This window comes from Lentzea indica (assembly GCF_012184385.1).
GTDB classification, from domain to species: domain Bacteria; phylum Actinomycetota; class Actinomycetes; order Mycobacteriales; family Pseudonocardiaceae; genus Lentzea; species Lentzea indica.
The window spans coordinates 1-14259 of the sequence record NZ_VSRL01000233.1 but is presented as its reverse complement, the minus strand read 5'-3'; the positions used below and the strand labels follow the sequence as shown (position 1 = coordinate 14259).

The following is a 14259-nucleotide window of genomic DNA, read 5'->3' as shown; positions in this document are numbered from 1 at the left end:
CGCCCGCCGGCAGCCGCACGGAGCCGGGACCGGCCTTGGGCGGAGCGGGTTGTTGCGCCGTGGGGGGCGACGGGCCTGGCGTTGGCGGTGTTCGCGCCGCCGACCAGTCCGGTGAGGTCGGCACCGCGCCCGGTGCTGAGGCTGTCAGCGACCGGCCCCGGCCCGACCACGGGGATCTCGTCCGCGATCGCGCGTCCGTTCAGGACCTCGGGGTCGGACGAGGTGACCAGCACGCTGGTGGCGGCGACGCCGGCCACCAGCACGCCGGTCAGAAAAGCCTTGGGACTCACTGCCTGCGCCACACCAGGAAGCCTGCCAGCGCCGCACCGAGCAGCACCAGGCCACCCACCGCGATCATCAGTCCCGGACGCAGCTGCGTGTCGAACGAGGCGGTCGCGACCGGCGTCTTGCCGTCCGCGCCCGCCGGGATCGTGCTCGGTACGACCGGCTTGTTCGGCTTGTTCACCATTTCGAGCGCGAGCGTCTGGCCCGCGGCGACCGTGCCGCACGCGGCCGGCGGTGCCTTCGGGTCGAAGAACTCCTCGTACCCCTTCGGCGCGGCCACCTCGACGAGGCAGATCTCCTGCGGGGTGCGCAGGTCGGGAACGGCCACCGTGCCGTCGGAACCGGTCTGCAGCACCAGCGGCTTGCCGTCCGTGCCGACCAGAGGGGTGTCGTCCTGCTTGAGCGCGGGGCTCGTCTGATCCTTGGCCGTGACGCGCAGCGCGACGCCCGCGATGGACTTCTTGGTCTCGGAGTCGATCTTCGTGATCTTCACGGCGCCCGGCGCGGTCTTGGCCTGCCCGTTGGCGGCGGCGTTCAGCGTCTTCTCGCCACCGGTGGTGACCATGCGCTGCATGTTGTCCGTCTGGATCGGCTGGTGCACGACCGGCCGGTCGGCGGGGGAGTCCGCGGTGGCAGCGATCGAGGGCTTCGGTCCGGTCGGAACGATCTTGATGGTGGCGGGGGCACCGTCGGCGCCCGTGGTGGCGTTGCCTCCGACGCTGCCGTCGACCAGCGTGGCGTCGGTCAGCGTGAACTTGATCGTCGCGTTCGGCACGCCCTTTCCGTTCGCCTTGACCAGCGACACCGTCCAGGTGGATTCGGCGCCGATGATCAGCGGCTCCTTCGGCGCGGTGGCGCTGAGCGTCCACGGGCCGCGGTTGGCCTCGGCGTCGGCCTTCATGCGCGCGACGGCGTCCATGACGGACGGCGGCAGCTTCGCGGCGTAGAACGGCGCGTCGTAGGCGAGGTACTTCGGATCGGTCGTGTCGAGACGGACCGGTCCGTCTGGCGCGGAGGTCCAGCTGTGCAGGAGGTGCGCGAGAGCGGCGGCCTCCTCCGGCGACTTGGTCGTGGAGTAGCGCAGCAGGAGGTAGGAGATGTTCGCTGCGATGTCAGGGGCGAGGTCCTTGCCCGCCTTGGTGCGCAGCGCGTCGCCTTCCTTGTAGCCGACGCTGCTGTCCGGCGCGGGCAGTGCGTACTGCACGCACCACACGTGCTTCTCTTGCCAGACGTATGAGCCGTGCCACTCGCTGCCCGGTGTGGCGTTGGGCTGAAGCCCTGACGCGTTGTGGCCGATGCCCTTGACGCCGACCGCTGTCGCCGTCGCGGGAACGGTCAGGAGCGCGAGCCCTGAGACCATTGCCACTGCGGCAAGACGTTTCCAGCCCATTTTGGATCTTGGTCCCCTCTGACCTGTGATTATCCCGCGTGCGAGCCTGGCGGTAGCCCACATCGGGGACAAGCCGCCACGAGGGGGAAGTGTGTCGCTACTCTCCGTGTGAACGTGATCGAAATGTGACTGTGTCTACTCTGTTTGCGAGTGACACGCCGCGACACGCCGTAGTCTCACTGCGCTGAGGAGTTAGCTCAGTATTGGCGCACGTGTGATCGCTTGTACGAGTAAAGTCGCCTTTACCGACGGGGAACCTGGCACCTAGCGTGCTCGTTGTACCCGTGACGGCGTAAAGCAACGCCCCAGGAGGACCAGGTGCGCTCCAGCAGCAACCCGGCTTTCCGTAACCTGCCGACCGGCGGCGGGTACGGAGGCTACGCAGGCTTTGGCCAGCCAGAGGCCGGCTACCAGCAGGCTCCGCCGCCGCTGACCAGCGAGCGGCCGATGACGATCGACGACGTCGTCACCAAGACCGGCATCACGCTGGCCGTGGTGGCCGTCACCGCGGTCGTCACCTACCTCATGCAGGCTTGGTTCCTGCTCTTCCCGGCCGCGATCATCGGTCTCGTGCTCGCGCTGGTCATCATGTTCAAGCGCATGCCGAGCCCGCCGCTCGTGATCGCGTACGCCGCCGTCGAGGGTGTCTTCCTCGGCGCGTTCAGCGGGATCGTCGGCATCATGATCGACCGCATGACGGACAACCCCGGCCAGGGCGTCGTGGTGATCGGTCAGGCCATCATCGGCACGATCGGCGTGTTCGCCGGCATGCTGATCGTCTACAAGACGGGTGCGATCCGCGTCACGCCGAAGTTCACCAAGTGGATCACCGGCGCGATCATCGGTGTCGCCGTCCTGATGCTGTTCAACCTGATCATGAGCTTCTTCACCACCGGCGGCCTCGGCCTCCGCAGCGGTGGCACGCTCGCGATCATCTTCAGCCTCGTCTGCATCGGCCTCGCGGCGTTCAGCTTCCTGATCGACTTCGACGCCGCCGACCAGGCGATCCGGGCCGGCGTGCCTGCCAAGTTCGCGTGGCAGATCGCGTTCGGTCTCACGGTCACCCTGGTGTGGCTGTACACCGAGATCCTGCGCCTGCTGTCGTACTTCAACTCGGACTGACGCTCCGAGCAGTGCATCTCGGGAAGGCGCTCCGCTTCGGCGGGGCGCCTTTCTCGTGTTCGCCAGTGGAACTCGCGACGTCGGCGAACTAAACGCGCCAGCGCACGTCAGGGAGTTCGGTGCCCACCTTGATCAGGCAGGTCGTGCAGAGAGCGCCGGCCTGGGCACGCGACACCCGCTCATCGGGAACCGAGTGTTCGCAGACGGCCTCGTAAAAGCTTCTGGAGTCGCTGGCTTGATCGAGGGGAAAAGCATGGCACTGCAGGTCGTATTCGCTTTGCCACCACACGTACGGCATGTCCGACCCTCCTTGCTCATCGGTAGGGACGGACTCCCCCTCGCCGGATGACGCCAGTGCGCGACGAATTACCTCATCGGCAGAACGGTGGCATGCAAGTAGCTCCGTTCGGGTGAAGCGGAGCTACTTGCAGGATTCAATTTGCAGATCTTGAGCGAAACTCAGCTGAGGCGCTCGATCACCATCGCCATGCCCTGACCACCGCCGACGCACATGGTCTCGAGACCGAACTGCTTGTCGTGGAACTGCAGAGAATTGATCAAGGTCGTGGTGATGCGCGCACCGGTCATGCCGAACGGGTGGCCGACGGCAATGGCGCCGCCATTCACGTTCAAGCGGTCCAAATCGATTCCGAGGTCCTGGTACGACGGAATCACCTGGGCGGCGAACGCCTCGTTGATCTCGACGAGGTCGATGTCCGACACGGACAGGCCCGCGAGCGCCAGCGCGCGCTTCGAGGCCTCGACCGGGCCGAGGCCCATGATCTCCGGCGACAGGCCGGAGACGCCGGTCGAGACGATTCGGGCGAGCGGCGTGATGCCGAGCTCGCGCGCCTTCGTGTCGGACATGATCACGAGAGCCGCAGCGCCGTCGTTCAACGGGCAGCAGTTGCCGGCGTTGATCCGGCCGTCGGGGCGGAAGACCGGCTTCAGCGAAGAAACAGCCTCGTAGGTCACGCCGGCGCGCGGGCCGTCGTCAGCCGACACGACGGACCCGTCGGGCAGCGTCACCGGAGTGATCTCGCGGGCCCAGAAGCCGTCGGCGATGGCCTTCTCGGCGAGGTTCTGCGAGCGGACGCCGAACTCGTCCATCTCCTGGCGCGAGATGCCCTTGAGCAGGGCCAGGTTCTCGGCGGTCTGTCCCATCGGGACGTAGACGTCCGGTACGACACCGGAGACGCGCGGGTCGTCCCACGAGGAAGCACCCGAAGCGGCGACAGAAGCCGTACGGGCCTCGGCGTCGGCGAACAACGGGTTGTGCGTGTCCGGCCACGAGTCGGAGCTGCCCTTGGCGAACCGCGACACGGCCTCGACGCCGGCACTGATGAAAACGTCGCCCTCGCCCGCCTTGATGGCGTGCAGGGCCATGCGCGTCGTCTGCAACGACGAGGCGCAGTAACGGGTGACGGTGGTGCCGGGCAGGTTGTCGTAGCCCAGCAGCACGGAGACGACGCGCGCCATGTTGAAGCCCTGCTCGCCGCCGGGCAGGCCGCAGCCGAGCATCAGGTCGTCGATCTGCGCGGGGTCGAGCTGCGGCACCTTGTCCAGTGCTGCTCGAATCATCTGCGCCGCCAGGTCGTCCGGCCGCACGTCCTTCAGCGAGCCCTTGCCCGCGCGGCCGATGGGGGAACGGGCAGCGGAGACGATCACGGCCTCAGGCATGACGAAACTCCTCGTTGAGAGTCAAGGTTGCCGTCGAGCCTAGTTAACGCCCGCTCACCCCGGCCAGCGCAAGTGACGAGAATTCCGGAACTCACGCGTGCCGTCTTTGCAGCCACCCAGGAACCCGCGACGGCCGTACCGCGAGCGCCGCCGCCGACCGCACCGGCAACGACGGCGCGGCCCATCCCGGCCACAGCCCCGCCACCTGGCACAACGGTGCCAGCAGCACGCCGGCCGCCGCCTCGTAGCCGACGGCGCTGGGATGAAAGCGGTCGGAGCTGAACATGTCGACGTGCCGCGCCATGAACTCCGGTGCCAGCAGGTTCGCCAACGACACCGGCACACCGCCGACCCGTGAAACCTCAGCGGTCTGCGCCGCCGCCAGCCGCAAGCTGTACCGGTGCCCGACCATCCGCAACGGCTGCGGAATCGGCCGGACGATCCCGAGATCGGGGCAGGTCCCAACGACGACACCGCACCCGGCAGCGCGCAACTTCCTGACCTGTTCACCCAGCAGGAGCGCAGATTCACGGACGCCCATCCGCGACGTCACGTCGTTCGCACCGATGATGATCAGCGCCACGTGGGGTGCGTCCAGCACAGCCGCGTCGACCTGCGGCACCAGGTCGCGCGTCGTCGAGCCGCTGACGGCGTAGGTCGAGAGCCGCACCGGCCGTTCGGCTTCCTCCGCCAGCGCCTGGGCCAGCAGCACGCCCGGCATCTGCGAGGGATGCGTCACACCGACGCCCACCGCCATCGAATCGCCGAGCACGGCCAGCCGCAACGGGTCGCTGCCGTCGTCGGCGTACACCCCGTCGGGCGCGGGCCAGAGATGGTCCAGCACGCCGATGGCCACCCGAGCGCGTCTGCCCTGCTCGTTCAGCAACCCGACCAGCGCGCCGGAGAGGCCTCCGAGCGTCGCGGCGGTCATCGCCACCGCTCGCAACGTCCTCAGTCCGATCATCCGCAACACCCCCTTTCCAGTGGAATCGTCGGTACCGCTGTTCGAATTAACCTCCGCAGTCACTAGAGCTAGGCTTCGTTTCGCTATCTCGAAGAGTGGGAGTGGGGAGTAGAGCGGTGGAGTACGTCGAGCACGTCGTCGATCTGGTCGGCAACACGCCGCTGGTGAAGCTCAACTCCCTGACCACGGGAATCAAGGCCACCGTGCTGGCCAAGGTCGAGTACCTGAACCCCGGTGGCAGCGTGAAGGACCGCATCGCGCTGCGGATGGTCGAGGCGGCGGAGCGCTCCGGTGAGCTCCAGCCCGGCGGCACGATCGTCGAGCCCACGTCCGGCAACACCGGCGTCGGCCTGGCCCTTGTCGCCCAGCGCAAGGGCTACAAGTGCGTGTTCGTCTGCCCGGACAAGGTCAGCGAGGACAAGCGCAACGTCCTCAAGGCCTACGGCGCCGAGGTCGTGGTGTGCCCGACCGCCGTCGCGCCCGAGCACCCGGACTCCTACTACAACGTCTCCGACAGGCTGGTTCGCGAGATCCCCGGCGCGTGGAAGCCGGACCAGTACTCGAACCCGGAGAACCCGGCGAGCCACTACCACCAGACCGGCCCCGAGATCTGGCGCCAGACCGCGGGCAAGATCACGCACTTCGTCGCTGGCGTCGGCACCGGCGGCACGATCTCCGGCACCGGCCGCTTCCTCAAGGAGGTCTCGGACGGCGCCGTGCAGATCATCGGCGCGGACCCCGAGGGTTCCGTGTACTCGGGCGGCACCGGCCGTCCGTACCTGGTGGAGGGCGTCGGCGAGGACTTCTGGCCGGAGGCTTACGACAAGACCATCTGCGACCAGATCGTCGAGGTCTCCGACGCGGACTCGTTCGACATCACCCGCCGCCTCGCCCGCGAGGAGGGCCTGCTGGTCGGCGGCTCCTGCGGCATGGCGGCCGCCGCCGCGCTGCGCATCGCCAGGGACCTGCCTGAGGACGCCGTCGTGGTCGTCCTGCTGCCGGACGGTGGCCGCGGCTACCTCTCCAAGGTCTTCAACGACCGCTGGATGGCCTCCTACGGCTTCCTCCCGCCGGACTCGACCGGAGCGACCGTTGGCGACGTGCTGCGCCGCAAGGGCGGCATGCTGCCCGACCTCGTGCACGCGCACCCGAACGAGACCGTCGGTGACGCGGTCGCGATCCTGCGCGAGTTCGGCGTGTCGCAGATGCCGGTCGTCAACGCCGAACCGCCCGTCATGGCCGCCGAGGTCGCGGGCGCGGTGAACGAGCGCGACCTGCTCGACGCCCTGTTCACCGGCAAGGCGCAGCTGTCGGACCGCCTGGACAAGCACATGTCGCCGCCGCTGCCCACGCTCGGCGCGGGTGAGCCCGTCGGCATCGCCATGAACGCGCTCTCGCACGCGGACGCGGCCCTCGTGCTGGAGGACGGCAAGCCCGCCGGCGTGGTCACTCGACAGGACATTCTGGGGTTCTTGGCTGGTCGCTGAGCGTAGGAGCGGGTGCGTCCGATAGCGTGACGCCCCAGATCACCAGTCTTACTCGTACACGGCCCAGCCAAGGGGGTTGGAAACCGGATGAACGCTCCGCAGCCGCCAGGAAACCAGTTCGGCGGTCAGCCGCAGCAGGAGCAGCCCAACGCGACGCAGATCGTCCCGGGAGGTGGGCAGCCGTCAGCGGCGAACCCGAACCCGGACGCGACGCAGGTCGTCTCGCCTGGTCAGGTTCCCGCAGCACCGCAGCACAACGCGGACGCCACCCAGGTCGTCAGCCCCGGGCAGGTGCCGCCGGCAGCTCCCGGTTCGGGTGGCTTCCCGGCACAGGGACCCGGCTCTGGCGGGTTCCCCGCTCACGCAGCCGCCCCAGTACCGGCGCTCCGCAGCAGCAGACCTACGGTCAGCCGCAGCAGCAGCCTTACGGTGCTCCGCAGCCGAACCCGTACGGCCAGCCGCAGCAGCCGTACGGCCAGCCCGGCTATGGCATGCCCGGGATGGCGCCGCCGCCTCCGACCGGCTATGCCGAGTGGGGCTCGCGCTTCGTCGGCTACCTGATCGACATCGCGGCGCCGACGGTCGTCACGATCATCCTGTACTACATCATCGTGGGGATCGCGGTCGGCGCGGACGCCCCGGGCATCATGTTCCTGGGCATCCTGGTGTACCTGGCCAACTTCGGCTTCATCATCTGGAACACGGTGATCAAGCAGGGCCAGACCGGTCAGTCGATCGGCAAGAAGGTCGCGAAGATCAAGCTGGTCTCCGAGGAGACCATGCAGCCGCTCGGCGGCGGTACGACGTTCGTGCGCCAGTTGTGCCACGTCGTCGACGCACTGCCGTGCTACGCGGGCTTCTTCGCCCCGCTGTGGGAGCCGAAGAAGCAGACCTGGGCCGACAAGATCATGAAGTCCATCGTGATCAACGCCCCGGAGACCGCTTCTCCCTACGGCGGCGGCACCGGTGGCTACCAGCAGCAGCCGGGCACCGGTGGGTACCCGCAGCAGCAGCCGGGTGGCTACGGCCAGCCTCCGCAGCAGGGCTACGGCGGACAGCAGCAGGGTTGGTGAACCCTCAGCAGCCCTACCAGCCCCCGGTCACTCAGTGGCCGGGGGCTGGCCCGCATCCAGGGCCTGGTCCCAGGCCCGGTCCGGCGCGCCCGAGTGGTGCGACGGGCGTGATCGGCGGCCTGTCCGGAGTGCTGGCCGGCCTCTTCATGCTGGTCGGCACGATCTGGGCGCTGGCCCAGTTCGGCGGGACGTTCGGTTTTCTGATCAACGCGGTGACCCCGCTGATCCTGCTCGTGCTGCAGGCGCTCGCGGCCGTGCTGCTGCTCACCGGCGGCGCGTTGCTGTGCCTGCGAGTGGGCTTCGGCAGGTTCCTCATCCCGGCAGGCGCGGTGGTGGTGCTGGGCGTCGTGCTGGTCGCGGTCCTGCAGGACTTCCCCTTCGGCGCCGTCGTCCCGGTGCTGATGTTCGCCCTGCTGCACGTGCAGGACGTTGTGTGGTTCACGCTGCTGTTCGCGTTGGCGGGTTCACTGTTCGGACTCTTGCCGTCGACCGCCAGATGGGTGAGTACCCTTCGGACATGAGCACCCCATACGGCTTCGCGACCAGGGCGATCCACGCCGGTCAGGACCCGGACCCGACCACGGGTGCGGTGAACGTGCCCATTTACGCGACGTCGACGTACGCCCAGGACGGCGTCGGCGGGCTGCGGGAGGGCTTCGAGTACTCGCGCACCGGCAACCCGACGCGCCGCGCGCTGGAGACCTGCCTCGCGTCGCTCGAACGCGGCCGCTTCGGCCGGGCGTTCTCCTCCGGTATGGGTGCGACCGACGCGGCGCTGCGCACGTTCCTCAAGCCGGGCGACCACATCGTCATCCCGAACGACGCGTACGGCGGCACGTTCCGGTTGATCGACAAGGTCTTCTCGAAGTGGGGCATCGCCCACTCGCCGGCCCCGGTCTCCGACGTCGACGCCATCCGCGCCGCTGTCCGTCCCGAGACCAAGCTGGTGTGGATCGAGACGCCGACCAACCCGTTGCTGAACGTCGGCGACATCGCGGCGATCGCCGAGGTGGCGCACTCGGTCGGCGCGAAGCTGGTCGTGGACAACACGTTCGCCTCGCCCGCGCTGCAGACGCCGCTGGAGCTGGGCGCGGACGTGGTGCTGCACTCGACGACCAAGTACATCGGTGGCCACTCCGACGTCGTCGGTGGCGCCCTGATCACCTCGGACGAGGAGATCGACGCCGCGTTCGGGTTCCTGCAGAACGGCGCGGGCGCGGTGCCCGGCCCGTTCGACGCGTACCTGACGTTGCGCGGCATCAAGACCCTCGAACTGCGGATGGAGAAGCACTCCGACAACGCCGAACTGGTGGCGGAGGCGCTGACGCGGCACCCGAAGGTCCGCAAGGTCATCTACCCAGGCCTGGAGTCGCACCCCGGCCACGCGGTGGCGGCCAAGCAGATGCGCCGGTTCGGCGGCATGGTGTCGTTCCTCGTCGAGGGTGGCGAGGCCGCGGCGCTCGAGGTCTGCGCGCGGACGAAGCTGTTCACGCTGGCGGAGTCGCTGGGCGGTGTCGAGTCGCTGATCGAGCACCCCGGCAAGATGACCCACGCCTCGACCGCAGGGTCGATGCTGGAGGTGCCTGCCGACCTCGTGCGCGTGTCGGTGGGCATCGAGTCCGGTGACGACCTCGTGGCCGACCTGCTCGAAGCCCTGGGCTAGTCCCGGCAGCGCGAAAGGGCGTCTGCAAGTACCGCCAACATCGAGTTGGTAGTACTTGCAGACGCCCTCAGCGCATCACGGCTTCTTGGAGCCGCCGAACCTGTCCACGTTCTCGGCCTCGGCCGTCGGTGCCGCCGGAAGATCGGCGCCGTTGACACAGCCGCCGACGAACTCGATCGACTGGCCGGAGCGGACGAAGCGGCCGGCTTCGTCGCAGCCCGCATGAGCCACGGTCAAGAACGCCGCGCCGGTCAGCGCCGCAGCCGTGGTCACGGCTCCGACCAGCGGAATCACCGCGGCCACGCGTCGTGCGAATGCCATGCCACCTCCCCACGATGTGTATCCCCCGTAAAGCACCTTACCGGGGGAACGCCATCAGAGGTTGCCGCGTCGCTCCTGCTCTCGCTCGATCGCCTCGAAAAGTGCCTTGAAGTTGCCCTTGCCGAAGCCCAGCGAGCCGTGGCGCTCGATCAGCTCGTAGAAGACGGTCGGGCGGTCGCCGATCGGCTTGGTGAAGATCTGCAGCAGGTAGCCGTCCTCGTCGCGGTCGACCAGGATGCGGTGCTCCTTGAGCACCTCGATCGGCACGCGGACCTCGCCGATCCGGGCACGAAGCTCCGGGTCGTCGTAGTAGGAGTCCGGGGTCTCCAGGAACTCCACGCCCGCCTCGCGCATGGCCGTGACGGTGCGGATGATGTCGTTGGTCGCCAGCGCGATGTGCTGCACGCCGGCGCCCTCGTAGAACTCGAGGTACTCGTCGATCTGCGACTTCTTCTTCGCGACCGCCGGCTCGTTGAGCGGGAACTTGACCCGGTGGTTGCCATTGGAGACGACCTTCGACATCAGCGCCGAGTAGTCGGTGGCGATGTCGTCGCCGATGAACTCCGCCATGTTCACGAAGCCCATGACGCGGTTGTACCACTCGACCCAGTAGTCCATCTTGCCGAGCTCGACGTTGCCGACGCAGTGGTCGACGGCCTGGAACAGCCGCTTCGGCGCACCTTCCGGGCGCTTGACCGTGGACGTCCGTGCCACGTAACCCGGCAGGTACGGGCCGGAGTACTTGGAACGGTCCACCAGCGTGTGGCGGGTCTCGCCGTAGGTCGCGATGGCCGCGAGACGCACGGCGCCGTGCTCGTCTGACACGTCGTGCGGCTCCTCCAGCACCGTCGCGCCCTGCTTGCGGGCGTGCGCGATGCACTGGTCGACGTCGCCGACCTCCAGCGCCAGGTCGACCACACCGTCACCGTGCTTGCGGTGGTGGTCGAGCAGCGGGGAGCCGGGCTGCACGCCGCCGTGGATGACGAAGCGGGCAGAGCCCGACTTCAGCACGAACGACTTGTGGGAGCGCTGGCCGGTCTCGGGGCCCGCGTAGGCCACGAGCTCCATGCCGAACGCCACCTGGTAGAGCCAGGCGGTCTGCGTGGCGTTGCCCGCGACGAACACCACGGCGTCCATGGCGCGCACGGGGAAGGGATCCTTGGTCGCGTCGTAGTCGACCAACCCCACGAGCTGCCGGAGCTGGTCGTAGCTCACGTCGTCAAGCTGCTGCGTCATGCCTCACAGCATGCGTCGACCTAGCAGGGTGAGCAACAGTCAGCGATTTCACTGTTCAGTTTGTATAGTGATCTATGCCTTCAGATCAGCAGAGTGAGCACTCTGACCAGCCCGTGGACGAACTGGACGCAAGACTGCTCCTGCTCCTCACCGACGAGCCGCGTCTCGGGGTCCTCGAATGCTCGCGCCGGCTGGGGGTCGCGCGGGGAACTGTGCAGGCCCGGCTCGACCGGTTGGTCGAACGCGGCGTGCTCACAGGGTTCCCGCCGGCGCTGGACCTCGGGGCGATGGGCTACGGGCTGACGGCGTTCGCGGTGGTGGAGATCGCGCAGGGAAGGCGGGCGGAGGTGTGCGAGGGCCTGGCCGCGATCAGCGAGGTGTGCGAGGTGCACGCGACGACCGGTCAGGGCGATCTCTTCGTGAGAATGGTCGCGAGGTCGAACGCGGACCTGCAGCGCGTGGTCGATCACATCGTGGACGTGCCGCACGTGCGGCGCCTGTCGACCTCGATCGCTTTGTCGACGCCCGTGCCCCCACGCGTGCGGCCGCTCCTGGAACGCGTGAAGGGGCGGCCACCGCGGTGACCGCCCCTTCATACGTTTTGTGGCGTTACTACCCGCCGTAAGGAACTGCCGAGATCAGCGTGACCTTCTGGAGCTTGCCGTTGGGCAGCTCGTACTCGACGGTCTCGCCGTCCTTCGCGCCGTTGAGCGCCTTGCCGAGCGGCGACACAGGAGAGTAGACCTCCATCTCGCCGTGTGCGCCCTCCTCGCGGGTGGCCAGCAGGAAGGTCTCGGTCTCGTCGTCGCCTTCGTAGCGGATCGTGAGCACCGTGCCCGGCGCCGCGACACCCTTCGTGGTGGGAGCCTCGCCGACCTTCGCGGCCTGGAGCAGCTCGTGCAGCTGGCGAATGCGCGCCTCCTGCTTGCCCTGCTCCTCGGCGGGCCGCGTGGTAGCCGCCGTTCTCGCGCAGGTCGCCCTCTTCGCGACGGGCGTTGATCTCGGCAGCCATGACCGGGCGGTACGCGATGAGTTCGTCCAGCTCAGCCTTGAGCCGGTCGTAGGCCTCCTGGGTCAGCCAGGTCACCTGGGTGTCGCTCACGGTCACCAACTCCTCGTCTTGCTCTGGCCCACGCGTGTGCACCAGATAGTTCCCGGGCCGTGGGCCCGGAACGGAAAAACACGGCCCGCGCCGGGGCCGTGCTTGAGCTGCAATAGTAACACGGAGACAACGTTCAGCGACGGCGATTTGTTCCCCATCTCGCCGTTTAAACCGCAGATCACCCGCTTGGCCGCTAGCTCGTGGACAAGTAGGGGGGAACCTGGTAGGAGCACCCGAACACCTCGCCGGTGACCGGCGGCTTCGAGGTGCGGAGAACTGTTGTCTCGACGACGACGGAATTTCCCGGCGGTACCAGAACTTCACGTCTGCCCGCTTCGTCCCCGTCCTTGGAACGGGCCCGAATGATGCACACCGCCGCTCGGTCCGGTTGATCTCGGGAAACCTCGAAACTGACCTGTACGCGGTCGTCGCCGAGGATGGTGAACGCGGTCTGCTTCGCCTCGATCGGCTTTGTGCCGAGATTTCGGTAACCGACGAAGGCGACCAGGGCACCCACCGCAACGGCTACAGCGAGTAACGCCCACCGCGTCCACTTGGGCAGCGGCCGACGGCTCTGCTTGCTGTAGCGCCCCTCCGGGAGCGCGCGCTGTGCCACTTTCCCGCGCCCTCCTCGGCCTCTGGGGAACAATGGTGCCCGACGTTCAGTTGTTGAGTGTCGCAGGACCTTTCACATAGGAGGACCACGGGGGTCATGGCCGAAAAGCTGCGCCTTATGGCAGTGCACGCACATCCCGACGACGAGTCGAGCAAGGGCGCGGCCACGATGGCCCGCTACATCGCGGAAGGCCACGACGTGATGGTCGTGACCTGTACCGACGGTGGTGCGGGCAGCATCCTCAACCCGGCGATGGACAGGCCGGACGTGCTCGAGAACATCATCGAAGTCCGCAAGGAGGAGATGGCCCGCGCGGCCAAGATCCTGGGCATCCAGCACCGCTGGCTCGGTTTCAAGGACTCCGGCCTGCCGGAGGGCGACCCGAAGCCGCCGCTGCCGGAGGGCTGCTTCGCCCTGGTGCCGCTCGAGGAGTCGGTGCCGTCTCTCGTCGAGGCGATCAGGGACTTCCGCCCGCACGTCGTGGTGACCTACGACGAAAACGGCGGCTACCCGCACCCGGATCACATCCGCACGCACGAGATCTCGATGGCCGCGCTGGACGCCGCAGCGGATCCCGCGTTCGAGCCGTCGCTGGGCGAGGCGTGGGAGACCCAGAAGGTCTACTACGGGCACGGTTTCTCGCGCGCAAAGCTCCTGGCGTTCCACGAGGCGATGGAAGCTCGCGGAATGGAGTCGCCCTACACCGAGTGGCTCGCGAACTGGGACGCCGGCCGCCCCGACGTGATGGACCGCGTGACCACCCAGGTCGAGTGCGCCGACTACTTCGACGTCCGCGACGAGGCGCTGAAGGCCCACGCCACCCAGATCGACCCGACCAGCCGCTGGTTCGCCATCCCGATGGAGATGCAGCGCGAGGTCTGGCCGACCGAGGAGTACGAGCTCGTGCGGTCGCAGGTGGACTCGACGCTGCCGGAGAACGACCTGTTCGCCGGAGTTAAGGTCTAGGGGTGCTCTCCCCAGAATTCGACCTCGGCAGCACGGTGGCGTTCGTCGCCGTGCAGCCGTCGAACACGAACAACGACAAGGGCGGCCAGGGTGAGGACTTCGGCAAGTCCTCCCCGGTCGGCCTCGTCCTGCTGATCGTCTTCTTCATCGCCGTGTTCTTCCTCGTCAAGTCGATGAACAAGCACCTCAAGCGCGTGCCCGCGTCGTTCGACGAGCCGGCTGACGTTCCGGCCGAGCCCGAGGCGGAGAAGAAGAAGGACTGATATGGAGTGGCCTCTTGTCAAGGGGCAAGGTGAGGCGCCCACGAGGGTGTTCCCGGCGGGCGCCTCGTGTTTCGTCGCGGTGTTGCGGGTG

15 protein-coding genes and 2 pseudogenes are annotated in these 14259 nt (G+C 67.9%); 8 read left to right on the top strand and 9 right to left on the bottom strand.

Features of this window, described 5'->3' with window-relative positions:
• Both FXN61_RS38720 and FXN61_RS38715 read right to left on the bottom strand, forming a co-directional pair.
• Positions 1-302: pseudogene (locus FXN61_RS38720) on the bottom strand (hypothetical protein); the annotation flags it as partial.
• Positions 287-1645, bottom strand: coding sequence for an MSCRAMM family protein (locus FXN61_RS38715; RefSeq protein WP_246292569.1), 1359 nt, complete (start codon positions 1643-1645; stop codon positions 287-289). The pseudogene FXN61_RS38720 and the gene FXN61_RS38715, both read right to left, overlap by 16 nt.
• A 348-nt stretch (positions 1646-1993) precedes the next feature.
• On the opposite strand from FXN61_RS38715, the gene FXN61_RS38710 reads away from it, so the two are divergent.
• Positions 1994-2797, top strand: coding sequence for a Bax inhibitor-1/YccA family protein (locus tag FXN61_RS38710; RefSeq protein WP_167978874.1), 804 nt, complete (start codon positions 1994-1996; stop codon positions 2795-2797).
• An 88-nt stretch (positions 2798-2885) separates the two neighbouring features.
• Here the strand turns inward: FXN61_RS38710 and FXN61_RS38705 are convergent, their stop codons facing one another.
• The 3 genes from FXN61_RS38705 to FXN61_RS38695 form a co-directional block, all read right to left on the bottom strand.
• A complete protein-coding gene (locus FXN61_RS38705; protein ID WP_167978873.1) occupies positions 2886-3095 on the bottom strand; it encodes a hypothetical protein in 210 nt (69 codons plus the stop codon).
• A gap of 161 nt (positions 3096-3256) precedes the next feature.
• Entirely contained in the window at positions 3257-4477 is a 1221-nt protein-coding gene (locus FXN61_RS38700) for an acetyl-CoA C-acetyltransferase (RefSeq protein ID WP_167978872.1), read from the bottom strand.
• 91 nt (positions 4478-4568) lie between these two features.
• Complete coding sequence (locus FXN61_RS38695) at positions 4569-5441, bottom strand: SGNH/GDSL hydrolase family protein (protein WP_167978871.1); 873 nt, start codon at positions 5439-5441, stop codon at positions 4569-4571.
• Positions 5442-5557: 116 nt separating this feature from the next.
• On the opposite strand from FXN61_RS38695, the gene FXN61_RS38690 reads away from it, so the two are divergent.
• The 4 genes from FXN61_RS38690 to FXN61_RS38675 all read left to right on the top strand — a co-directional run bounded on the left by FXN61_RS38690 (position 5558) and on the right by FXN61_RS38675 (position 9664).
• Positions 5558-6928, top strand: coding sequence for a cystathionine beta-synthase (locus FXN61_RS38690; protein WP_167978877.1), 1371 nt, complete (start codon positions 5558-5560; stop codon positions 6926-6928).
• Between the two features lie 500 nt (positions 6929-7428).
• Positions 7429-8001, top strand: a complete 573-nt coding sequence (locus tag FXN61_RS38685; RefSeq protein WP_167978870.1) for an RDD family protein — start codon at positions 7429-7431, stop codon at positions 7999-8001.
• A gap of 107 nt (positions 8002-8108) precedes the next feature.
• Positions 8109-8522: a hypothetical protein gene (locus tag FXN61_RS38680; RefSeq protein ID WP_167978869.1), complete on the top strand. Its 414-nt coding sequence runs from the start codon at positions 8109-8111 to the stop codon at positions 8520-8522.
• Complete coding sequence (locus FXN61_RS38675; RefSeq protein WP_223165792.1) at positions 8519-9664, top strand: cystathionine gamma-synthase; 1146 nt, start codon at positions 8519-8521, stop codon at positions 9662-9664. The genes FXN61_RS38680 and FXN61_RS38675 overlap by 4 nt, the downstream gene beginning before the upstream one ends.
• 75 nt (positions 9665-9739) lie before the next feature.
• On the opposite strand, the gene FXN61_RS38670 is transcribed toward FXN61_RS38675, so the two are convergent.
• Together FXN61_RS38670 and hppD are read right to left on the bottom strand one after the other, a co-directional pair.
• The gene (locus FXN61_RS38670; protein WP_167978867.1) at positions 9740-9985 is read right to left on the bottom strand and encodes a hypothetical protein; all 246 of its coding nucleotides are present in this window, start codon (positions 9983-9985) and stop codon (positions 9740-9742) included.
• A 54-nt stretch (positions 9986-10039) separates the two neighbouring features.
• Entirely contained in the window at positions 10040-11221 is a 1182-nt protein-coding gene (hppD, locus tag FXN61_RS38665) for a 4-hydroxyphenylpyruvate dioxygenase (protein ID WP_167978866.1), read from the bottom strand.
• A 74-nt stretch (positions 11222-11295) separates the two neighbouring features.
• Here hppD and FXN61_RS38660 point away from each other — a divergent pair, with 74 nt between their 5' ends.
• Positions 11296-11805, top strand: coding sequence for an Lrp/AsnC family transcriptional regulator (locus tag FXN61_RS38660; protein WP_167978865.1), 510 nt, complete (start codon positions 11296-11298; stop codon positions 11803-11805).
• A 28-nt stretch (positions 11806-11833) separates the two neighbouring features.
• Here the strand turns inward: FXN61_RS38660 and greA are convergent.
• Positions 11834-12332 (bottom strand): annotated as a pseudogene (gene greA, locus FXN61_RS38655) (transcription elongation factor GreA).
• Between the two features lie 184 nt (positions 12333-12516).
• Positions 12517-12939 (bottom strand): DUF4307 domain-containing protein, encoded by a 423-nt coding sequence (locus FXN61_RS38650; protein ID WP_167978864.1) that lies wholly within the window; start codon positions 12937-12939, stop codon positions 12517-12519.
• 96 nt (positions 12940-13035) lie between these two features.
• Between FXN61_RS38650 and mca the strand changes: the two genes are divergently transcribed.
• Both mca and FXN61_RS38640 read left to right on the top strand, forming a co-directional pair.
• Positions 13036-13905: a mycothiol conjugate amidase Mca gene (mca, locus tag FXN61_RS38645; protein ID WP_167978863.1), complete on the top strand. Its 870-nt coding sequence runs from the start codon at positions 13036-13038 to the stop codon at positions 13903-13905.
• A gap of 35 nt (positions 13906-13940) precedes the next feature.
• On the top strand, positions 13941-14168 hold the full coding sequence (locus tag FXN61_RS38640; RefSeq protein WP_167978876.1) for a hypothetical protein: 228 nt from the start codon (positions 13941-13943) through the stop codon (positions 14166-14168).
• Positions 14169-14259 lie beyond the last annotated feature (91 nt).